Consider the following 22,362-nt stretch of genomic DNA (forward strand, 5'->3'; position numbering starts at 1 on the left):
CTTCGGACCATACGAAAGATATAATTTTCCATTTTTTAGGCAAATAAAAAACCCCCGCTCTTCCAAGAGTGAAAAAGCGAGGGTAACATTCTTGTTATTTCAACATAGCAACAACGATGGCCAAAATCATAAATCCAGCTGCAAGACCTACCGTTGTGCGCTGCAGTACGAGATCCATACCGCGAGCCTTCGTTTTACCAAAAAGATGTTCCGCACCGCCGGAGATGGCACCGGCAAGACCTGCGCTTTTCCCTTTTTGGAGAAGAACGACAGTAATCAACCCGATGGAGAAAATAACAAGCAACACTTCAAAAAATATAACCATGACTTCCACCTCCTACGTATGTAAACATCTGAATTTATTATCTTAACGAGACATTCTAGATTCTACATGAAAAACAGCATTTTCATTGTACCACAGCTTTATCGCCTTGACAAGAATAACAGGGATTAACAAGGACCGGAATCATGTCACTGTGTTTCTCCGGTCATACATCACGGCACTTATAATTTCCAGAAAACACGGACGGTCCCATTGTATTTGTAAAGTACATTTCAGAAAGATGTCTCATTTATTTGAGACATTTAGTACAAGCGTAACCACCGAGTATGGATCTAGAACAATTTTTCGTCAAACAGAACCTTACCAGTTTGTTCCTTGGCTTGGATTGAAAGGCTTAGTGGAGGATTATCTCCCCAGATATAATACCATAAAACTAAATCACCTTCTCTTACTAAATTACCCTTTTGCCCATTTACCTCTATTGTTGTTATTTGGTGGTTGGTAATTGTCCCGTAAACAACGCTAAATTGTTTGGATTCAGCAACTTCATATGTAAAGCCTTTATCAGAGTCAATCGGTATACCTCCTACTATGTGCGTTTTCATTTTTCTGTTGTTCTCTAATACACCTAATCCAAGTCCAGGATAAGTGTTATATACTGTATTTGTATAAAACGCATAAATATTATTGTTTTTCATGTCATAATGAACCAATTCTTTAAAAGTATTATCTTGAATAGTAAGCTGTTCAACAATCTTTGTTTCAATAGGTTTGTTCTCGAGAATAAAGAATTGAATAAAGATACTGAAAACGAATAATAAGACCAATAATGAGATTATTAATTTTACTTTCAAAGTGATTCACCTTCTTCTCCTCCTGTACTTCCCTTTGGAGTAGCTGCTTGTTTTATATACATAATCCTATTGTAAATTATAAAACAGAAAAGAAAAAAAACCCATTTCACAAAAATGGGGGGTTTTGATCATTACTTTTATTTAATGGGTATAAATCCACTGATCTGCATGGTCCATTGACTGCCATCCTTGGTTCATCCAACTGAGATTTAGTAAGGACCAACACCGATGCTATTAATGGAAGTTTCGTCCCAAGTACCCATGAATCAAATAGATGTACAAATTTCCAGAGCACAGAAAAAATGGCCTGCCTCCTTCTCCTTCAAAGGATAAGGATGACAGACCATCGGTTCCATAGCAGCTGCGCTGCTTTATTTCACCCGGAACGACCCCGTGCTGATCGCGACAAGATCGCCCTTCTCATTCGTAATCTTGCAGTCCGTTGTCACCGAACGGTGGGTCTGGTGCACAATGCTTGCCGTTACGGTTAGCATTCCTGCCCTGGCGGGCATGACAAAATGCACGTTAAGATTGCTAGTTACCGTGGACTCGCCGGGACGCTCCAGCATGACCGCAATGCCCATGGCGTTATCCATCAATGAGGAGAGCACGCCTCCATGCACAATCCCCATCATATTCATATGATGAGGCTGTGCATCCAGGGTTACAACAACCGCCTCCGAATTGGCAGACGCAAGCTTGCAGCCGAGATATCCCCAGAAGGTGGGCTCTGCCGCTTTGGTCATGGCCTCCATGTATGCCTCACGGTCGAATTCCGGCTGTCCGGCCTTCGTGTCCGGGTTGGTATTGGTATGATTCATCAGGCCGCCTCCTTTTTTTCTTATGACATTATTACATACGGTCTCCATTCCTGCCGTATACCATTTATAGAGTGATGATGCGAAAATTCCGGTCGCTCCCATCCCGCTCGAGGCTTGCACGGCAAACGGTCTGCGTCCGGGATAATTCCGACCGATTTCTCCATTAAATCCGCCCGTCTCGACAGCATCCAACATGAGCCATTCCATGCATCAGCCTGTCGGTCTGCCTTCCTCTTCCTCCTCCAGGAGCTTGCGGCGCAGCACCTTGCCTACCATCGTCTTCGGCAGCGAGTCGCGGAACACATACTGACGCGGCACCTTGTACGCAGCGAGTTGACTGCGGCAAAACTTCTCAAGGCCCGAAGGGTCCGGGGAAGCCCCGTCCTTCAGAACGATATACGCTTTTACCGTTTCTCCGCGATATTCGTCCTTGGTTCCAACGACTACCGCTTCCTTCACGGAAGGGTGCTCATACAGCACCTCCTCGATTTCCCGAGGATAAATATTGAAACCGCTTGCAATAATCATATCCTTCTTGCGGTCGATGATCGTAAAATACCCCTCTTCGTCCATCGTTGCCATATCGCCCGTGAACAGCCAGCCGTTGCGAAGCGTCTCAAAGGTCTCATCCGGCCGATTCCAATAACCCATCATCACCTGCGGCCCTTTCACGATCAGCTCGCCGGGTTCGCCGATCGGCATTTCATCGCCCGTATCCGGGTCGACCACCTTGGCATCGGTATCCGGAACCGGAACGCCGATCGAGCCGATTTTTCGTCTTCCCCAGATCGGATTCACATGGGTCACCGGCGAAGCCTCGGTTAGGCCGTACCCTTCGATCAGCCGGCCCTTCGTCAGCTCCTCGAATTTATCCTGCACCTCAACCGGAAGCCCGGCAGAGCCGCTGACGCAGGCATTGATCGAAGACAGATCATATTCCTTGATCCGCGGATGATTGATCAGGGCAATGTACATGGTCGGCGCGCCCGGGAAGAGTGTCGGCTTCATTTTTTTAATGAGGTCCAGGATCATGGTCACTTCAAATTTCGGTACCAGAATCAGCAAGCCTGCCCGGTAGATCGCTTGATTCAGCAGCACCGTCAGCCCGAACACGTGAAAACAGGGGAGTGCCGCCAGATACCGCTCTTTCCCGTCCTCGACCTGGAAGCACCAGTTCGCCGACTGTACGGTATTGGCGATCAGATTCATATGCGTCAGCATCACGCCTTTCGGGACACCGGTCGTGCCGCCGGTGTACTGCAGCAGGGCCAAATCCTTCTCGGCGTTCACGGATTCGCAGATCGGTTCATTCGAAGAGGCGGCTAGCAGCTTTTTGAAGGCATGAACACGGTCGCTGTAATGAACAACAGGAAGAGGGCCATCCTTCTTGGCCTTGATCGGATACAGGAGGTTCTTGGGGAACGGCAGATAGTCCGCCACGGATGTGACGATGAGATGCTGCAGCTCCGTCTCCTCAATCACGTTCTCGACCCGGGACACAAACATATCCATGGTGATGATGATTTTGGTACCGGAATCCTTCATCTGATGCGCGATTTCCCGCTCCATGTAGAGCGGGTTTGTCATCACGGCCACGCCTCCGGCAAGGAGCACGCCATAATACGAAATGACCACCTGCGGGCAGTTGGGCAGCATAATCGCTACCCGGTCACCCTTCTTGATCCCTTTGCTGCGGAGCGCGTTCGCCATACGGTAGGACGACTCCAGCAGACTTTTGTAATTGATCGTTTTGCCCATAAAATACATCGCCGGTCGATCCGGAAACTTTTGCGCCGACGTTACGAGAAATGAAGCCAAATTCTGTTTCGGATAATCAAAAGCGGGGGCTACTTCCGGTGGATAAAACGGCAGCCAAGGCTTTGCATCCATACAAAACCAACCCTTTCCTAAGGAATGCTCCTTCTTTCCTACTCCAAGAAAAATCTCTCTCTGTTGAGGTAGCGGTTTATACCGTGTACCGTTCGTTCTTGACTACGCGTGCTGCGATGCTGCGCTTGAGCGCCACCGTATCAACCGGATTGCTGCGTGTCAGTTTCTTGAGCACCGACAGCTGCATGCGCAGCATATCGCCGGTTTCAACCGAGGCAAGCGTCTCTTTTGCGAGTGCTTCCATGCGCTGGAACGCCTCATATGCGTACACCTGCGTCATCTCGATCATGCTGGCTGCTTTTTCCTCCGACGTGCGGGCAATCTGCTTGCGGGTACGGAGCAGTGCACTCTCGAGGGCATAAATATCAATCATCATATCCGCCAGATTGGACAAGGCCTCCTGTTCTTTCTCCAGCTTCGTTCCAAACTTCTGAACCGCCAGACCGCCAGCGAGGAGGAAAATCTTCTTGCTCATGTCCAGGAAGTGCGCTTCCTGCTCCAGTGTGCCCTCAAAGGTTTGACCTGGCACCAGCTGCAGCAGCTCGCCTTGGAGGCTTTGCGCTTTCTGCAGAAGCGCGATTTCGCCTTTCATGGCCTTCTTCACAAGTGTACCCGGAATCAGGAGCCGGTTGATCTCGTTCGTGCCTTCGAAGATGCGGTTGATGCGGGAGTCGCGATAGATGCGTTCCACTTTATATTCTTGTATATACCCGTAGCCCCCATGAATCTGAACCCCTTCATCTGCCACAAAATCGAGTCCTTCCGAACAGAACACCTTGTTGATCGAGCATTCAATCGCATAATCGGAGATCGCTGCAGCCGAGTGGATTCCCGCATCCTCTCCGTTGTAATCGATGTCCTGCATCGCTTCGTCAAGTAGTCCTGCGGTACGGTACACCATGCTCTCCATCACAAAGGCGGTGATGTTCATCTCGGCCAGCTTTTTGCGCATGAGCGGGAACTGCGAGATTGGCGTATCGAACTGTTTGCGTGTATTAGCATATTTCGCGCTCAGCTCAATGGATTCCTTTGCTGCACCGACGGTGCCGGCTGCCAATTTGTACCGTCCGATGTTCAGGATGTTAAAGGCAATCCGGTGTCCTTTTCCAATCTCGCCCAGCAGATTCTCCTTCGGTACCTTCACGTCTTCAAAAAAGAGCGGACGCGTCGAGGAGCCCTTGATGCCCATCTTCTTCTCTTCCGGCCCCAGCGTGAAGCCTTCCATCTCCTTCTCGACAATGAACGCGGTGAAGTGCTCTCCGTCAATCTTGGCGTATACGATAAAGATATCCGCAAATCCGGCGTTAGTTATATATAGCTTCGATCCGTTCAAAATATAATACTCTCCGTCATCGGACAGGCGTGCCGTGGTTTTGGCACCCAGCGCATCTGAGCCGGAGGTCGGCTCCGTTAAACAGTAAGCTGCGATTTTGGTACCGGTTGAGAGATCCGGCAGGTACTTCTGTTTCTGCTCGGTCGTGCCGAAGAACACGATCGGCAGCGTGCCGATTCCGACATGAGCACCGAACGAAAGCGCAAAGGACGAGCCTTTAGCCAGGTTCTCGTTAATAATCGTGGAGCTGACCTTATCCAACCCGATGCCGCCGAACGGCTCCGGCACATCCGCCCCCAGCAGGCCCAGCTCACCGGCTTTGCGAAGCAGGTCTACCGTCATCTCATAATTCAGCTTCTCCAGCTCTTCATCATGCGGCACCACTTCGCCCTCGATAAAGTCACGTACCGTCTCACCGATCATGCGGTGCTCCTCCGTGAAATCCTCCGGTGTCAGAATGCGCTGCACATCGGGATTGTCGATGACAAAGCTGCCGCCTTTGATTTTCGGTTCTTTGGTTTGGTTATCGCTCATGATTGGTTTCCCCTTTCGGAATGTGGAATTAGGCGAAAAACAAGGATTGCCTTGGTGGTGCTGGGATGCTATTTAAATGCATGGCTGTGAAAAAATACTGGTTGCTGCGTGCGCGGATTGTACTGGTATGTGACCATTCGATCGATCAAGTACATCCGGTGATAGTACCGGTCGCTGCGCGTGCGGATTGTCCTTCCGATCGCTGTTGATTTTGGATTTCCGGAATGGGTCTATTAATAGTAGAAATCCAAAATCAAAGGCGACCACTTCGTTTCTCCAGTACAATTCCGCCCTCTCCGCTGGGCTGACGCTCTGCCGGAAGCCCCCAACTTGCGGCTATCATTGCATTCGCCTGTGGTTTGGAGTAAGTGGTGCGATGTCCGGTCCATGTACGGAGCGGACATCTCCATGACCAGATAAGTAACGTGACAGAATTTGATAGATTGAAAATCTGGAATTTCTACTTTAAGGGATCAACTACTGTTGAGGTATTGATTCGTTCTTCAGGTGATCTCACCGATACTAGACTGTGGCTATCCCTCCCTGCCTTCAGCACCTTGGTCAGGAGGTATAAGTCCCTTTTGTGGACTTATTTTGGGGATTGGCCCCGGCTGAGACGCTCCAAGTCCCTCTTCCTTACGCTCCGGCGGCGTGCACCTCGAACACCCCGGCGGCGCCCATACCGCCGCCGATGCACATGCTCACGACGCCGTAACCGCCGCCGCGGCGGGCGAGCTCGGAGACGAGGCTGACGGTCAGCTTGGCGCCGGTGCAGCCGAGCGGGTGACCGAGCGCAATGGCACCGCCATTGACGTTGACCTTGCTCTCGTCAATGCCCAAGGCACGGATGATGTGCAGACATTGCGAAGCGAACGCTTCGTTAATCTCGAACACATCCACTTGATCCAGCTCGATCCCTGCCATGCGCAGCGCTTTCGGGATCGCTTCGACGGGTCCTACCCCCATAATCTCTGGCTCAACGCCCGCCAGGGCGAACGATCTGAAGGTAGCCAGCGGCGTGAGACCCAGCTCCTCCGCTTTCTCGCGGCTCATGACGGCTACGGCTGCTGCACCGTCACTCGTCTGGGACGCGTTGCCTGCGGTAACGGAACCGCCGAGGGCAAAGGCCGGCTTGAGCCTTGCCAATACCTCCGGGGAGGTATCCGGCCGCACCCCTTCATCCGTATCCACGGCGAAGTTGCTGCTGCGGACCTTGCCCTGCTCATCCGCGGCAGCCAGCGATACGTTCACGGGTACGATCTCGTCCCGGAACTTCCCTTCAGCGATGGCAGCCGCTGCCTTAGCGTGGCTGCTGGCCGCGAAGGCATCCTGCGCTTCGCGGGTAATGCCAAAGCGACGGGCCACCTCCTCTGCGGTGTGTCCCATGCCGATGTATACCTCAGACATCTCCTCCACAATTGTCGGATGCGGTGCTGGCTTGAAGCCGGTCATCGGCACATGGCTCATGCTCTCGACGCCGCCTGCCACGATGACTTCCGCATGGCCAAGCATAATGCGCTCTGCCGCAAAGGCGATCGCTTGCAGTCCCGAGGAGCAGAAGCGATTGACGGTCAGGGCAGGGACCGTCACCGGATATCCTGCATACAGCGAGATGATCCGCGCTACGTTGAGACCCTGCTCACCCTCCGGCATTGCACAGCCGAGAATGATGTCCTCGACATCCTCTTTTTTTAGACCCGGCGCACGCTCAATGACGGCTTCCAATACCGCCTTGCCAAGATCCTCTACGCGCGTCTGGGCGAAACTTCCTTTCTTTGCTTTCCCTACCGGAGTACGGGCAAGGGATACTATGACTGCTTCTCTCATGCCATTCACCTCATCAACTTGAAATGGTTGAATCCAATTCGGATATGATTGCTGGACACTAATCGGCCATGATATGAATTTGTAACGGGTGGAGCTAATTCAAGAGCCGCCATGATCTAACTTCAACAGCACGGATAACTGCCACCCACGCACTGTATGCACGGTTGATTTATCGAATCGCGTTTGACGAATGATAACTAATCTTTAACTGTAAAGCAGCTCTCTCCAAAACAGCTCTCATCACTCCTAATTACGCAGCGGCTTGCCCTTTGCCAGCATGTGCTGCATGCGCTGCTGGGTTTTGGCCTCGCCGAGCAGGCTGAGGAACGCTTCGCGTTCCAGGTCGAGCAGGTGCTGCTCGCTTACTACAGTTCCAGCAGGAACGTCACCGCCCGTCAGGATATGAGCCAGCTTCTTCGCGATCAGCAGATCATGATCGCTGATGTAGCCGCTTCGCTTCATATCGATGGCACCCAGCTGAAGCACGGCACGGCCGTCGCGGCCGACAACGCGGGCTTTGCCCGGCTGTGGCGGCACATAGCCTGCCCGGTCCATCGCAAGGACCGCCTGCTTCGCTTCATAGATCCGGTAATCCTGATTCATGACCACCGTATCTCCGCTGCGTCCGTAACCCATGCGGATCGCTTCATGTCCGCTGGTCGATGCCTTCGCCATCGCCACCATCTCGAAGATCCTGTTGATCTCCGGCTGGAGATCATGGTCCGCATCCGGATGCCGGTTGCTGGTCATGAGCGCCAGTTCCTTGCAGCCGCCGCCTGCCGGAATGAGACCCACCCCTGTCTCCACGAGACCGAAATACGTCTCCGCCGAGAAGATGATTCGGTCGGCCGGCAGGCACGCTTCCACGCCGCCGCCGAGTGTCATCCGGTGAGGCGCAGCCACAACCGGCTTCTCCAGCCCCTTCAGCTTCATCATGCTGCCCTGGAACAGACGGATGATGTCATCCACCTCATCCCAGTCACCGCTCTGCGCTTCCATCAGCATGAGCATCAGGTTCGCGCCAACGCAGAAGTTGCGGCCTTCGTTTGCGACCACGAGCCCACGGTAATTCGCCCGAATCTCTTCGACGCTCTGCTGAATCATGACCAGAATATCGGCACCAATCGCATTATTCGGAGAGGTGAATTCAAGACACGCTACACCATCCCCAAGATCAATCAGGTTCGCGCCCGTGTTTGAGCGAATAATCCGGTTTTGCGACTTTAAAGTCTGCAGCGAGATCAGCTCCGGCTGAACCTCCATCCCTTTGTACTCGCCTTTGAAATAATGGAACGCCTCGCCGTCCTTCTGCTGATAGAAGGTCTTATTCCCGGCGGCAATCCAATCCTTCACCCAAGCCGGGACGGTCAGTCCTTCTGCTTCCATGCGCTGCACCGATTCCGGCAGTCCGATCAGATCCCAGGTCTCGAATGGACCGAGCTCCCAGTTGAAGCCCCATTTCATCGCGTTGTCGATGTCCTGAATGGAATCCGCGATCTCACCAAGCTTATCGGCAGCATATACAAGCACCTGCTTCAATACATTCAAGGCCAACTCCGAGTAGCGATCCTGCGTACTCAGGAATGCTTTGATCTTCCGTTTGGCTCCCTTCACCGCTTTCGCAGCTTCGATGGAAGCGGAGCTTATTTTGGCGCTCGGGTGGTACTCCATCGTTGACAGGTTGAGCGATAAGATCTGACTGCCTTTATCGCCCTTCACTTTTTTATAGAAACCCTGGCCGCCCTTCTCTCCGATCCAGCCGCGGGTGACAAGCTCATTCATCACATCAGGTACCGTGAACACGTCTTTCTCGGCGCCATCCGGCACTGAGTCGTAAACATTTCTCGCCACATGGACAAACGTATCGATGCCCACAAGATCCAGCGTACGGAAGGTTGCACTCTTCGGGCGTCCCAGAATCGGACCCGTGGCCGCATCCACTTCCTCCACCGTATAGCTGTTCTTCACCATCTCCTGTAGCGTAACGAGGAGTCCGTAGGTGCCAATCCGGTTCGAGATGAAATTCGGCGTATCCTTTGCCAGAACAACCCCTTTGCCAAGGCGCTTCGTACAGAATTCAACCATGAACTTCGTAATATCCGGATCGGTGTCAAAGCCCGGGATAATCTCCAGAAGCTTCATATGACGCGGCGGATTGAAGAAATGGGTCCCCAGGAAATGACTTCGGAATTCCTCGCTGCAATCCTCGACCATGGCATTAACGGATATACCGGAGGTGTTCGTGCTGACGATGGCCCCTTCTTTACGCACACCTTCGATCTGCTTGAAGATGCTTTTCTTGATTTCCAGACGCTCCGTGACCACTTCAATGATCCAGTCCGCATCCTTCAACTGGCTTAGATGATCCTCCGTGTTCCCCGGCGTGATCCGGCTCACAAAGTCGGCGCTGTACAGCGGGGCCGTGCTGGATTTAGGCAGTGCCGCAACGGCCTTGGCTGCAAGCCTGCTTCGAACCTTGGGATGATCCAGCGTCAAGCCGGCTTTCTCATCCTCGGCGGTCAAGGAATTCGGAACGATGTCGAGCAGCAGACAGGGAATTCCTGCATTGGCTAGATGGGCGGCAATACCCGACCCCATGACACCAGAGCCGATTACGGCTGCTTTGGTTATGTTTCGACCTGCGACACCGGAACCGCTAACGACTTCTTTGGTAATGGTATTACTCATTGCACAACGACCTCCTGTTCATGGATTTCAGATAGACCGAATACGGATAATTCCAAGATTTCCGCGATATCTCGCGTTTTGACGCTTTCTTCCACTTCCTTCAGCTTCGTGCCATCCTCCAGCATCGTCAGGCAGAACGGACAAGCCGAACTGATCATGGTCGGCGACACGGACAACGCCTGCTCGGTACGCGCCAGATTCACGCGCTTGCCAGCGTCCTCTTCCATCCACATCTGACCGCCGCCGGCGCCGCAGCACATCCCGTTCTCCCGGCTGCGCTCCATCTCCAGCAGCTCGACGCCCGGAATGGCGCGCAGTACATTGCGCGGCTGATCATATACGTCGTTATAACGCCCAAGGTAGCAGGAGTCATGATACGTGATTTTCTCCTGAACCTGATACTGTGGCTTAAGACGTCCTTCCTTCACCAGCTGATCCAGCAGCTCCGTATGGTGAATCACTTCGGCCGTGAGACCAAATTCCGGATATTCGTTCTTGAAAATATTGAATGTATGCGGACAAGCTGTGACAATCCGTTTCACATCGTACTTCTGGAACGTCTCGATGTTCTCCATGCACAGCTGCTGGAACAGAAATTCATTGCCCATGCGGCGCGGCGTGTCGCCCGAATTCTTCTCCTCGTTGCCAAGAATGGCGAAGTTGACGCCTGCTTCGTTCATCAGCCGGACGAAGGCCCGGGTAATCTTGCGGCTGCGGTTGTCATACGAACCCATAGACCCGACAAAGAACAGCACATCAAAATCCGGATTCTCCTTCACGGTAGGAATCTTCAGCTCCAGAGCCCCTTCGGGATCAACCTCCTTCACCCACTTGCTGCGATCCGCACGGCTGATCCCCCAAGGGTTGCCCTGACGCTCGATGTTCTGCATCGCGCGCTGTCCTTCCTGCGGCACGCTGCCCTCCATCAGAACGAGATGGCGCCGGAGATCCACGATTTTGTCGACATGCTCGTTAGCTACCGGACATTGATCCTCACAGTTGCGGCAGGTGGTGCATGCCCAGATCTCTTCCTCCGTCATGACGCCGCCGATCAATTGAACGTCCTTCGGGTCTACCCCCTCAACTTGATGCCAGGAGCTCTTCTGCACGTCCATTGTCGGACCGATATCAGTAATCCCCTCGCCCTTCCAGCCGACAAGAGCCAGATCCGTAGCAGCCATGGAGTGAACACCAGGCGATCCAAACACCGACGCCGGCATCCACGCCGATTTGGAGGTGAGTGCGGCTCCTTTTTCCGTCAGATGATCCCTGAGCTTCACAATCATGTGCATCGGCGACAGCAGCTTGCCTGTATTCGATGCCGGACATACGTTGGTGCATCTTCCGCACTCCACGCAGGCGTAGAAATCGAGCATCTGCTTCTGCGTAAAGTCCTCAATCTTGCCCACCCCGAATTCCTCGGCCTCTTCATCCTCCAGATCGAGCTTGCTGAGCTTGCCTGGAGGATCCGTGCGGCGTACCAGGATGTTGATCGGTGCCGTAATGAGGTGAAAATGCTTCGATTGCGGTACATAGATGAGGAACGACAGCAGAATAAGCAGATGAAGCCACCAGAACACGAAATAACCAACCGTGACCGCCACCGGCGGCATCCAGGCAAAAACAGCCGCAATGCTGGATGAGATGGGCGCCATCGCCGACCACGCCAGTCCTTCCCGAAGCCGTTCAAAAGCCATCGTCAGCAGTACCGAGGCCATCAGCGCCGTGATGAAAAACACGACAATGCTGGGCTTCCACCCTCGCTTCAGCCGCTTCAGCTTCTCGCCGTAACGCCGGTAAGCTGCATAACCGATTGCCAGCAGGATCAGTGTCACCGTTATCTCCTGCATGAGGATGAAGCCGCCATGCCCCGGAATCGGCAAGCTGTGCCCTGACAGCCCCTTCCATATAATGTCGAGCGCACCGAACTGCAAAATGATAAAACCATAAAAAACGATAAAGTGCATGATACCGCTCTTGCGGTCCTTGAACAGCTTGCTCTGTCCGAACACCTGAATGGCGAATTGGCTCAGGCGTTCCTTCATATCCTTCTTCAAATTCGCTGGCTTGCCCAGACGGATATACAGGTACCGTCGATACACCACCGTAGCGAACATGTACACTGCCCAGCCGGTGATCCCGACAAAGAGAAGCGCGTTGATTAGTTGTAGAATCATCTCTCTTCAGCCCCTTGCGTTAGAATCATCTGCCCTGGTTCTTCTAATAGTGCAGTCTTAATTTCGAAGACTCGTTCACTCCTTCCACAATCCGGATCGTCATGGTGTCCATGTCGGGACAAATATATGAAGCGCTTTCATTGGAGCTGCAAAAATAGACCTCCACATCGTGCCTTGCCGACCACTCTAAACCGAACATGAATTCTTAGCTGCATCACTTCATCTGTACTAGCCTAACGGATACCCAGCTGCTTCGTTTCTTCCGGTTGAACTGCTGTCGATTGCTCTGATATGAACGCCTTAATTGCTGCCCTTCTACGCCTGCTTCATCAAATTCCCGGGTCTTCGCAACCCATCGTTGACAACGACATGAACGTATTTTATGATGGATACAAGAAATGAATGAGTATTCATTCATAATTTTAACTGTATTCTAACATCGGGGTGAGCATATGACAAGTAAAAAAAATGATAAATATTACCTTATTCTCCAGGGCGCCCTGCAAGTATTCGCCGAAAACGGCTATCACCGGTCCCAGGTATCCAAGATTGCCAAGGCTGCCGGCGTAGCTGACGGCACCATCTATTTGTATTTTAAGAGGAAGGAGGATATCCTCATTTGCCTGTTCCAGGAGAAGCTCGGCGAGCTGGTCGGCAAATTCCACGAAAGTGTGGAAGGTACCGCGGACGCGGTGGAAGCGCTGCGTACGGTGTGCAGCATTCATTTTTCCGAGCTGGAGAGCAATCCCGAATTCGCTTATGTCACACAGATTGAGCTGCGGCAGAGTGATTTGGAGCTGCGGAAGGAAATTGGCAACGCGCTTAAGCCATATATTGTGCTGATCGAGAATATCCTGGAACAGGGCATTAAAGAACAGAAATTCCGTTCCGATCTGAACATCAAGCTGGTGCGCAATCTGATATTTGGCGCCATGGACGAAGCGGTAACCTCTTGGCTGATCTCCGGCCGCAAATATTCTCTGTCCGATCAGGCGGAGGAGACGCTCAGCTTTTTTCTGAACGGTGTTTCCAGCGGACAATAAGTCCTGCTGATATTCATATTGAAGGGAGAGTTTAACCGATGAAGATTGTAGTACTGCTTAAACAGACCTTTGACACAGAGGAAAAAATCACGATTGAAAACGGATCGATTGCCGAGGATGGGGTGAAATTTGTAATCAATCCGTATGATGAATATGCTGTGGAAGAAGCCGTGAAGCTTCGGGATGACCATGGCGGCAGCGTAACACTTCTGTCCGTCGGACCGGATCGTACCGCAGAGGCCCTTCGGACCGCGCTCGCGATGGGTGCTGATGATGCCGTACTGATCTCCGATGAGCGGATTCCAGACGATGAGTATGCGGTATCGAAGGTGCTGCATGCGTATTTGTCGAAGGAAAGCCCGGATCTGATCCTCGGCGGCAATTTCTCGGTGGACCGCGGTTCAGGTCAAGTGGCGATTCGCCTTGCCCGTCTCCTCGGTATTTCCCATACCGGCTCCATCACCAAACTTACGCTGAACGGTACCACAGCCGAAGTACACCGGGACGCCGAAGGCGATCTCGAAGTGCTGGAGGTTCAGCTGCCTGCTATCTTCACGGCACAGCAGGGGTTGAATGAACCTCGCTATCCATCGCTGCCAGGTATCATGAAGGCCAAGAAGAAGCCTTTTCAGACGCTGTCGCTGGATGATCTCGGATTATCGGAAGGCGACATTCAGCCAGCAACGAAGCAAAGCGAATTGTCATTGCCGCCGGAGCGCAGTGCAGGAGTCATTCTCAAGGGTGAGCCTGCGGAAGTGGCACATGAGCTGGTATCCTTGCTGCGCACCCAGTCGAAGGTGATCTGAGTATTAGGGAATGAGCGTATGAATCCCTTTGAATCTCACTTCTGAATGCGGTTACATGACATCAACAGTGCACCCTGCCCTCATTCCTTATGTATTCTGATTGTATGGTTTACAGGCTGTCCGTCATGCACGCTTTTCGCCTGATTGCTTTAGTGAATCTGGGCCAACAGCGATTTTTGAAGTATCATCCGCATTCGCTTGGTTGTTAAGACAAGTCGGAATCGTAAAACTCTTTTCACTTCAATCTCAATTGGAACTTAGGAGGTTATGATATGAGCAAAACGATATTAGTATATGCCGAGAACCGGGATGGACGGCTGCGGCAGGTTGCCCTTGAGACCTTGGGCGCTGCCCGTTTAATTGCAGCTGATGATGACAGCATCCGCATTCTGGTTGCAGGAGCCAACATTACGGAAGCCGTATCGGCCCTGAACGGATATGGTGCTGATACGATCTATACTGTCGAGCATGATGATCTGGAAAGTTATAATCCTGAGGCTTATATGGCGGCCATTGAGGCCGTTATTCATCAGGCGCAGCCGGATGCGGTGCTCTTCGGGCATACGGCCATCGGCCGTGATTTGGCCCCGCTGGTAGCCGCGTCCCTGAATGCCGGACAGATTTCCGACGTGACGGCAATCGAGAACGAAGCTGGAGAAGCGGTGTTCACTCGCCCGCTCTATGCCGGCAAAGCTTTTGAGAAACGTGTGTTCCAGAACGGGCCATGGGTCGTAACGGTGCGTCCGAACAATATTCCTGCCGCGGAAGCCGTAGAAGGTGCAAGCACGAGCATTGAGGACATCGCTTACCCGGCCCCCTCCCTCCGCTCCGTGGTAAAGGACGTCGTTCGCAAGACCACGGGAAAAATCGACCTCTCGGAAGCTAAAATCGTCATTTCCGGCGGTCGCGGCGTCAAGAGCGCGGAAGGCTTCCAGCCGCTGGAGGAGCTGGCGGACCTGCTCGGCGGCGCCGTCGGCGCATCGCGCGGTGCGTGCGATGCCGGCTACTGCGATTACGCGCTCCAGATCGGGCAGACGGGCAAAGTGGTCACACCCGAAATTTATATTGCCTGCGGCATTAGCGGAGCCATCCAGCATTTGGCCGGCATGAGCCAATCCCGGGTCATTATTGCCATCAACAAAGACCCCGAGGCTCCTATCTTCAAGGTGGCGGATTACGGCATCGTCGGCGACCTGTTCGATATCGTTCCCTTGCTGACGCAGGAGTTCCGCAAAGTGCTGGTGTCATAACATTTTGTCATAACGACTTCATGTGATCATACAACGTCAATAGGCTGCACCCCATCGTCCAAGGGACCTTGGGGGCAGCCTTCTTTGCTGCGTCATTCTGTGGTAGGCACGCCTTTGGAATTAAGAGTTTTCCAGGGGACTTCCTTACCACCTGCTCGCGAAACAGACGCTATCCCATATCTCCATTAAGAGCCAAACCGCTTCAGCAGCTTGTGCTGATGGGCCGTGAATGCTTCTTCCAGCGTGATATCATAGAGATCGGCCAGCAGCGAAATGTTGCCGAGCACGTCGCCGATCTCCTCCACCAAATCCTGCTTGAGCCGTTCCCTGGACTGGGCCTCCTCATCGGGCCGATCCCTGCCAATCTCATAAGCGCGGACGGCACGTGCCGTTTCCCCTGTCTCCTCCATCAAGAATCCGACCCGAATAAAGGGGCCGTACCCGGTCCAGCCTCGCTCCCCGTAAAACTGCTTAATCCATTGCTGCGCCTCATTCATATCCATAGCTTGTGCTACCTCCGCGATTCCTTGGGATGAACCAACCCATCCCCTAATTTTTTTACATAATTCGAGATCAAACTCAAGATCATGTTAACACGTATGTCATAAGCTAAGAGAGGCAAACCTAACATTGAAGCGATATGTATCCCTGCGTTCCATGACATAGATCACTATATATAGTATAATTACTTCATTATAATATCAACATCTGGTTAAGGAGTGTGCGAATTGAAATCTATATGCGTATTTGCAGGATCCAACATGGGTGAACATCCCGATTATAAAGCGAGGGCGGCCGAGCTTGGCAGACATATTGCCCACAGCCAATACAAGCTTGTGTACGGCGGCTCCAGAATCGGATTGATGGGCGAAGTGGCTGATGCCGTATTGCAAAATGGCGGCGAGGTCATCGGAGTCATGCCCAGGGGGCTGTTCAAAGGCGAGATTGTACATACCGAGCTGACCCAGCTCATTGAAGTCGCTGACATGCATGAACGCAAAGCAACGATGTCGAGACTGTCCGACGGTTTTATTGCCATGCCGGGCGGTTTTGGAACCTATGAGGAATTGTTCGAGGTATTGTGCTGGTCCCAAATCGGGATTCACCAGAAGCCGATCGGACTGCTGAGCATCCGGGATTATTTCGAACCGTTCATGAAGCTGATTCAGTACAGCATCACAGAGGGCTTCTCCAATGCCTCCCACTTAAACCTGATCAATATATCCAATGACCCGCTCAAGCTGCTGGAACTCATGGACAGCTACACGCCGCCGACGCTGGACATGAAGTGGAAAGACCTTGAGTAGAAACCATTTGCCGGATATGACCACCGGACTCCCTCGGTCAGGATACATCCTTGAATGCGCAGGCTCATAGGGAAATCCAACAACAGCCATCACTGTCATTGGGTACACAAAAAGCACCGGGAATCCCGGTGCTTTTCTCTTATCCTCGCACATCCTGATTAACGTCGCGGATTTTACACGAATCCCCCGTTCACGCGGAGTGTTTGACCCGTGATCCATTTTGACTCCTCGCCAGCCAGAAACAATACCACTCCTGCGACATCATCCGGTTCACCCAGACGTCCGAAGGCATTCATGTTCACGATGCCCGCAATCTGTTCCTCCGACTTGCCTTCCATGAACAGTTCCGTATGGATCGGCCCGGGAGCCACCGCGTTAATCGTGATGCCTTTGGGACCGAATTCTTTAGCCAACTGACGCGTAAACTGCTCCACAGCGCCCTTCGTGCCTGCATATACGCTGTAAGACGGGAACATCTGTCCAGCCACCGACGTCGAGAAATTGATAATGCGGCCGCCCGAATTCATATGCTGAAAGGCCCGCTGAATCGCAAAATAAGTTCCCTTCACGTTAATCGCGAACTGCTTATCGAAATCCTCCTCCGTCATGGACGCGATCGGCTTGGTTGTCATGATCCCCGCATTGTTCACCAGGATATCCATTCCACCATAAACCTCCAAGGTTTGACGGAACAGCATCTCGATCTCCGCCACTTGGCTGATATCGGCTTGAATCGCCACTGCTTCGCCACCGCGCAACTTAATGCTGCTCACAACTTCCTCTGCTTTGGCCGGGCTGTTCGCATAGTTTATAACGACCTTGGCCCCGTTCTCCGCAAGCGCTATTGCAATTTCGCGTCCTATGCCTCTTGATGCGCCGGTTACGATGGCTACTTTGCCAATCAAGCTGTTTTTCATGATAAAAGCCTCCCGCTTGCGAATTTGTATATCTGTAAATGCTGGTGCGTGAATATCTCATCAGATGGATCAAGGACCTATAGGTATCTTATTCGCCATTGATTATATGCCGAGTCCTAACAAATAACAAGTGACAATTTTATATATTTGTCATTCACTCACTTGATAAATGCATACAAAAAAGATGCTCTTCCATGCGAGTATCGCCAGGATCAGCATCTTTTTACATAGGGAACGATCTTACCACGCTTCTCCCAGGGCAGCATGAACCTTTAGAATGACCGTCGAACAGGCCTTATTCCATTTTTCGCATTATTCAGACCCGTTAACGGTTGATTTCATGATTCCCGACAGCAATAACGCCCATACCGAGTCAAAATCTGCTTCAATCTCGCTGGAGCTCCACTGATAGGCATGCGCCGGATGATGGAACTGGGACGTTGCCATGAACAAGGCCTTGGCCACCGGCTCCGGCTCGCCCGACTTAAATTCACCGGCACGCATTCCTTGCTTGATGATCTGGGCAATCTGCCCGGTCAATAACTTCACATGCGTATCAATCATCATGACGGCATCCAGCGTCACGGTGGTGTACATGGCAAACATCTCGGGGTCTTCCAGAACGTAATTCCGCTTGGTCCGGATGAGAGTATCCATCCATAACCGCAATCGATCAGCGGCGCTGCCATCCGTTCCGTCTGCAATTTCTTGCAACGGATCTGCAATCCGCTGCAGCCAGCGCTCGGTAACGGCTTCCCTGAGGGCCGCTTTGCTGGGAAAATGCCGATACAGGGAGCCATGGCTGACCTGAAGCGCTTTGGCAACGTCGACAACCGATGTTTTCTCAGGACCATAACGCCGCAGCGTCTGTTCGGCCGCATCTAATATGGCTTCTTTCGTTAAAGGCTGATCATGTGACATATATTTCAATGAGCGATGGTGAATGATAGACATCATCCCTCAACCCCATTCTCACGCCCCCTCTCTCTGCTGAACACATTATAACAAACAAGCCTTCGATATCCATATGGATCTTCTTCATCTTCTTGGTCACTCCCATGCATGGATTGGTATAATATGATCATTCATCCGGAAGCCACAACCTAAAATAACGTTAAGAAAGCGAGTGTGGACCATGGCTAAACTGGACTATCTGCTCTCCATTCTGTGGTTACTTCGATCCCATGGAAAAATGACAGCTGAACAATTGGCCGAGAGACTTGAGTTAAGTGTCCGAACGGTCTATCGATACATCGACACACTGGGTGTGAGCGGAGTCCCCATTATATCCGAATCCGGGCATGGCGGAGGTTTTAGGTTGCCTGATACTTTTTTGAGCGTGCCTTTGTTCTTCGAATTAACCGAGCTTAAGGCCATGGAACACAGTGCGCTCCTAGCCCGGCATGCGGACTACCCTTTTACGGATGCGCTTGAAAAAGCACTTTCCAAGATTGAGCACCGGCTTCAGGAATCCCAATTGGAGGACTTGAGGCGTCATGTCGGCAGTATTAATGTCCTTTCCTCTTCACAGGGCGCCCTGCTTCAGCCCCTATTGCGTGAGTTAGAGCAAGCTGTCGCTAAACGGGAAACGCTGATCCTTCACTATGCGAAGTCATCCAGCAGTTCCGCTCAAGAACGCCACATCGATCCCTATGGTCTCATCTACCGTCTCGGCAAGTGGTATTTGACTGCTTACTGCCATACACGGAAAGCCCTCCGCGTGTTCCGAGTGGACCGGATGAAGAGCCTGTCGTTAACAGGTCGCACATTTGAAATGCCGGAGCATTTCTCGGTCCAAGACTACCTGAGCAATGTTCATGAACATCAGGATCAGGTAACCATGGATACGCCGTCTGTGACCGTGCGCCTTCAGGGTCATACCGAAGCGCTGGACGCGATATGCAACCAGTGGTTTCTGCAGCCTTATCTTGTCGTCAGAAGAACTGAGTATGAAGCCGAGTTCCATATACAGCCTGACCGGATGATAAAATACATGCCGTATCTCCTGCTTTCTTTTGGCAGATCAATCAACGTGCTTGAACCGAAGGAGCTGCGCAGCGCTCTCTTCGAAACGGCAAGGGATCTTGCGAATTATTACGATGAATAATCTTTTAGCAACTTCACTGACTCTCATGCAGTCAGTGAAGTTATTTTATGATAGGCATAATTCATGAGCAAAAAGGAGAGATTCGTATGCTGCTTCCTAAACTCGATCTGACCAAAAGCGATAAAACCTATTACACAGCCGGAAACACGCCTGAGCTTGTGCAATATGATCCCCTACCCTATCTGTCATTAGCAGGCCAAGGCGCACCCGAAAGCTCCATGTTCGAGGATGCTACCGAGGCGTTGTATACCGTCGCTTATGGAGTTAAGGGATATTGCAAGACGGAAATTCAGGATTTTACGGTTCCTAAACTTGAGGGACAATGGTGGGTGGACTCGGATCAGTATGGTTTGGAGGTTCCGAAAGAGGAATGGTATTGGAAGCTGCTCATTCGGATGCCGGCGTTTGTCACCCCGGAGACCGTGGACTCCGCTCGGGACAAAGCCTTCTCCAAGAAAAATCATCTGGAACCCATTCAGCGAGTGGTATTGGAGACGATCCATGAGGGGCTATGTGTCGAAATCATGCATATCGGCCCCTACAGCACAGAGCCGGATACGCTGGCGAAAATGTATGCATTCATGAAACAGCATGCTTACGTCCCGAACGGACTGCACCATGAGATTTATTTATCCGACCCCCGAAAAGCCTCCTCCTCCTCCATGAAAACCATTCTCCGTACTCCTGTAAGACAGGAGCAATAGATGGGTTTAGTGAATACGGGACAACCTGTTGTGCTGACGACAGCCACCATCCTCAACCAAAAGAGGAAGCCGGTACATAACCGGCTCCCCCACATCTATATCTTGCGGATGCTCAGCAGCGAGCTGCCGTTTCGCATAAACTCGTAAGGCACCTTGTTCTCCGTCACCACCAGGCCTTCTGCCTCCAGCTCGTGAATCAAGCGATCCAGATGGTCGTAACGGGATCCCGTTAAATCGGTTAACGGAAAGATGCGGACCTCCTCCGAGGCGACCCGCAGCAGCTCCTGTATCGTCTGCTTGTGAAAGTCATAATCCAAGCGGTCGCTGTACATAAACAGAAAATGGGCGGACAGCACCAGATCAAACTGCTCGTCATGAAAAGGCAGCTCCGGCAGAACCGCAGCGACGTAGCGCCCCGGAAGCTCCCTCATATGCTGCACGCAATCCTGGAGTGCTTGGTGGCGATGTCGGCTAAGCCCCTCCACATCTCCATAGTAATCCCAGACATAATTGCTCTTCGCCCGTTCTATCGTTTCCATGGCATGCCGGATATCCTGCAATCCCTTGCGCTCCAGATCATCAGGCTTGTGATCATAGGTTATATCGCTTGCGGTAATATCGAGTCCAAGCCTCGAACCGTGCGCGGTGAACGAACACGCTCCCCCGGGACAATCCAGAATCCTTTTTCCGACAAGCTCCTCCATGCGCAAATCAAACATGTTGTTATACTCTTCAAACGTGCGGCCAATGAACACAACCCGATCCAGTTCCTGCTTGGTCTTACCTGCACTCTGCTCATCTCTGCTCATCTCTTCTCACCTCAGCTATATGATTTGACTGCGGACGCTACAGTTTCCTGTTTACCCACAAGTATATACTACCATAACATGGAAAATCCGAATAACAATTTCATCATTTCACAGAATCCTGAATTTCACGACGGGTTCAGCGGTCGTATTTATACTATAATGTAGATAATTAACTTTCTTCGAAGGAGATTGTCCTATGTTACCTTATCCAGCCGCTACGACCAGAGAAGAGAAAATGAACATCATTCATCAAATGAAAGACCGACTGCTTCAACTGCATGGCGATGATATTCTGGCCATTGGCTTGTACGGTTCGATCGCGCAGGGAATAGATGGCCCATACTCGGATATTGAACTTCGAGTTGTCACGAAGGACGGGGTATCCCTGCCTGGCCACGAATTCATATACGATCCCTTCAAAATCGAAATCGGCATGGTACAAAAAGGTGAAATATTCAAAGCAGCATCGTCTGTGGATGATTCCTGGGCTATTACAGCCGGCGCTTACGTACATTTACAGGAACTCTACGACCCAACCAATCTGTTGGAGGAAATCCGAGAATTGCCCCTTCAGGTTTCAGACGAAGCCATTAGAGAAACGATGAGGGAGTTCATGATCTGGGAGCCCTACGAAACGATGGGCAAAATACGGAACAATGTCCAAGCCGGGAACCTCTGTTACCTGCCACTGGGCGCAAAGGATCTGACCTGGCAGACGGCCAAACTGATTGGACTCGCCAACCGAACATTTTATAATACAAGAGCCAAAACGCTGGAGGAATCGCTGTCCCTGGAATCCAGACCTTCGGGGTATGATGAGTTGGCGCAATTGGTGATGCGCGGCCAGCTTCTCCAGATCGATCATCTCTATGAGCTGTGTGAACGGCTTTGGACCGGACTTAACACGTGGTATGAAAAAATGAATATTGAATATAAATCAAAAGAGCTTCCATTCTAATGGGAGCTTTTGCTTTGCAGCATTGGCCTGAATGATCCCCAAAGGAAGTGAGTA

The 22,362-nt window shown here is 51.8% G+C and carries 19 protein-coding genes; 7 read left to right on the forward strand and 12 right to left on the reverse strand.

Translation table 11 applies throughout. The features are described 5' to 3' along the window. Positions 1-94: 94 nt before the first annotated feature. From secG to B9D94_RS27160, 8 genes are all read right to left on the reverse strand, one after another. Positions 95-325 carry a preprotein translocase subunit SecG gene (gene secG / locus B9D94_RS27125; protein WP_006207643.1) on the reverse strand — a complete coding sequence of 77 codons (231 nt, stop codon included), beginning with the start codon at positions 323-325 and terminating at the stop codon, positions 95-97. A 290-nt stretch (positions 326-615) separates the two neighbouring features. Then, a complete protein-coding gene (locus tag B9D94_RS27130; RefSeq protein WP_148248444.1) occupies positions 616-1,137 on the reverse strand; it encodes a hypothetical protein in 522 nt (173 codons plus the stop codon). A 371-nt stretch (positions 1,138-1,508) separates the two neighbouring features. Continuing rightward, positions 1,509-1,958: a PaaI family thioesterase gene (locus tag B9D94_RS27135; RefSeq protein WP_006207642.1), complete on the reverse strand. Its 450-nt coding sequence runs from the start codon at positions 1,956-1,958 to the stop codon at positions 1,509-1,511. Between the two features lie 210 nt (positions 1,959-2,168). Continuing rightward, positions 2,169-3,848: a long-chain-fatty-acid--CoA ligase gene (locus tag B9D94_RS27140; protein ID WP_006207640.1), complete on the reverse strand. Its 1,680-nt coding sequence runs from the start codon at positions 3,846-3,848 to the stop codon at positions 2,169-2,171. 76 nt (positions 3,849-3,924) lie between these two features. Continuing rightward, complete coding sequence (locus B9D94_RS27145) at positions 3,925-5,715, reverse strand: acyl-CoA dehydrogenase FadE (protein ID WP_148248445.1); 1,791 nt, start codon at positions 5,713-5,715, stop codon at positions 3,925-3,927. Positions 5,716-6,351: 636 nt separating this feature from the next. Continuing rightward, positions 6,352-7,542, reverse strand: a complete 1,191-nt coding sequence (locus B9D94_RS27150) for an acetyl-CoA C-acyltransferase (protein WP_006207639.1) — start codon at positions 7,540-7,542, stop codon at positions 6,352-6,354. 246 nt (positions 7,543-7,788) lie between these two features. Next, a complete protein-coding gene (locus B9D94_RS27155; protein ID WP_148248446.1) occupies positions 7,789-10,230 on the reverse strand; it encodes a 3-hydroxyacyl-CoA dehydrogenase/enoyl-CoA hydratase family protein in 2,442 nt (813 codons plus the stop codon). Continuing rightward, positions 10,227-12,407: a (Fe-S)-binding protein gene (locus tag B9D94_RS27160; RefSeq protein ID WP_148248447.1), complete on the reverse strand. Its 2,181-nt coding sequence runs from the start codon at positions 12,405-12,407 to the stop codon at positions 10,227-10,229. Before B9D94_RS27160 ends, B9D94_RS27155 begins: the two co-directional genes overlap by 4 nt. Positions 12,408-12,859: 452 nt before the next feature. On the opposite strand from B9D94_RS27160, the gene B9D94_RS27165 reads away from it, so the two are divergent. The 3 genes from B9D94_RS27165 (at position 12,860) to B9D94_RS27175 (ending at position 15,506) form a co-directional block, all read left to right on the forward strand. Then, complete coding sequence (locus B9D94_RS27165; protein ID WP_036644349.1) at positions 12,860-13,450, forward strand: fatty acid metabolism transcriptional regulator FadR; 591 nt, start codon at positions 12,860-12,862, stop codon at positions 13,448-13,450. 38 nt (positions 13,451-13,488) lie between these two features. Further along, positions 13,489-14,256, forward strand: coding sequence for an electron transfer flavoprotein subunit beta/FixA family protein (locus B9D94_RS27170; protein WP_063478309.1), 768 nt, complete (start codon positions 13,489-13,491; stop codon positions 14,254-14,256). 272 nt (positions 14,257-14,528) lie between these two features. After that, on the forward strand, positions 14,529-15,506 hold the full coding sequence (locus B9D94_RS27175; protein ID WP_063478308.1) for an electron transfer flavoprotein subunit alpha/FixB family protein: 978 nt from the start codon (positions 14,529-14,531) through the stop codon (positions 15,504-15,506). A 185-nt stretch (positions 15,507-15,691) separates the two neighbouring features. Here B9D94_RS27175 and B9D94_RS27180 read toward each other — a convergent pair whose 3' ends face one another. After that, on the reverse strand, positions 15,692-16,009 hold the full coding sequence (locus tag B9D94_RS27180) for a MazG nucleotide pyrophosphohydrolase domain-containing protein (RefSeq protein WP_036644346.1): 318 nt from the start codon (positions 16,007-16,009) through the stop codon (positions 15,692-15,694). Between the two features lie 225 nt (positions 16,010-16,234). On the opposite strand from B9D94_RS27180, the gene B9D94_RS27185 reads away from it, so the two are divergent. Further along, complete coding sequence (locus B9D94_RS27185; protein WP_036644344.1) at positions 16,235-16,813, forward strand: LOG family protein; 579 nt, start codon at positions 16,235-16,237, stop codon at positions 16,811-16,813. 173 nt (positions 16,814-16,986) lie between these two features. Here the strand turns inward: B9D94_RS27185 and B9D94_RS27190 are convergent, their stop codons facing one another. Together B9D94_RS27190 and B9D94_RS27195 are read right to left on the reverse strand one after the other, a co-directional pair. Then, the gene (locus B9D94_RS27190) at positions 16,987-17,730 is read right to left on the reverse strand and encodes an SDR family oxidoreductase (protein ID WP_148248448.1); all 744 of its coding nucleotides are present in this window, start codon (positions 17,728-17,730) and stop codon (positions 16,987-16,989) included. A gap of 312 nt (positions 17,731-18,042) precedes the next feature. Then, on the reverse strand, positions 18,043-18,687 hold the full coding sequence (locus B9D94_RS27195) for a TetR/AcrR family transcriptional regulator (RefSeq protein ID WP_172964004.1): 645 nt from the start codon (positions 18,685-18,687) through the stop codon (positions 18,043-18,045). Positions 18,688-18,865: 178 nt separating this feature from the next. Between B9D94_RS27195 and B9D94_RS27200 the strand changes: the two genes are divergently transcribed. Both B9D94_RS27200 and B9D94_RS27205 read left to right on the forward strand, forming a co-directional pair. Then, positions 18,866-19,837, forward strand: coding sequence for a helix-turn-helix transcriptional regulator (locus B9D94_RS27200; RefSeq protein WP_148248449.1), 972 nt, complete (start codon positions 18,866-18,868; stop codon positions 19,835-19,837). 86 nt (positions 19,838-19,923) lie between these two features. Continuing rightward, positions 19,924-20,541, forward strand: coding sequence for a GyrI-like domain-containing protein (locus B9D94_RS27205; RefSeq protein ID WP_148248450.1), 618 nt, complete (start codon positions 19,924-19,926; stop codon positions 20,539-20,541). Between the two features lie 95 nt (positions 20,542-20,636). On the opposite strand, the gene B9D94_RS27210 is transcribed toward B9D94_RS27205, so the two are convergent. Further along, on the reverse strand, positions 20,637-21,350 hold the full coding sequence (locus B9D94_RS27210) for a class I SAM-dependent methyltransferase (protein WP_148248451.1): 714 nt from the start codon (positions 21,348-21,350) through the stop codon (positions 20,637-20,639). Between the two features lie 196 nt (positions 21,351-21,546). Between B9D94_RS27210 and B9D94_RS27215 the strand changes: the two genes are divergently transcribed. Further along, complete coding sequence (locus B9D94_RS27215; RefSeq protein WP_006207626.1) at positions 21,547-22,308, forward strand: kanamycin nucleotidyltransferase C-terminal domain-containing protein; 762 nt, start codon at positions 21,547-21,549, stop codon at positions 22,306-22,308. The last annotated feature ends 54 nt before the right edge of the window (positions 22,309-22,362 follow it).

The sequence above is a fragment of the Paenibacillus sp. Cedars genome (assembly GCF_003184205.1).
In the GTDB taxonomy this organism is placed as follows: domain Bacteria; phylum Bacillota; class Bacilli; order Paenibacillales; family Paenibacillaceae; genus Paenibacillus_AQ; species Paenibacillus_AQ glucanolyticus.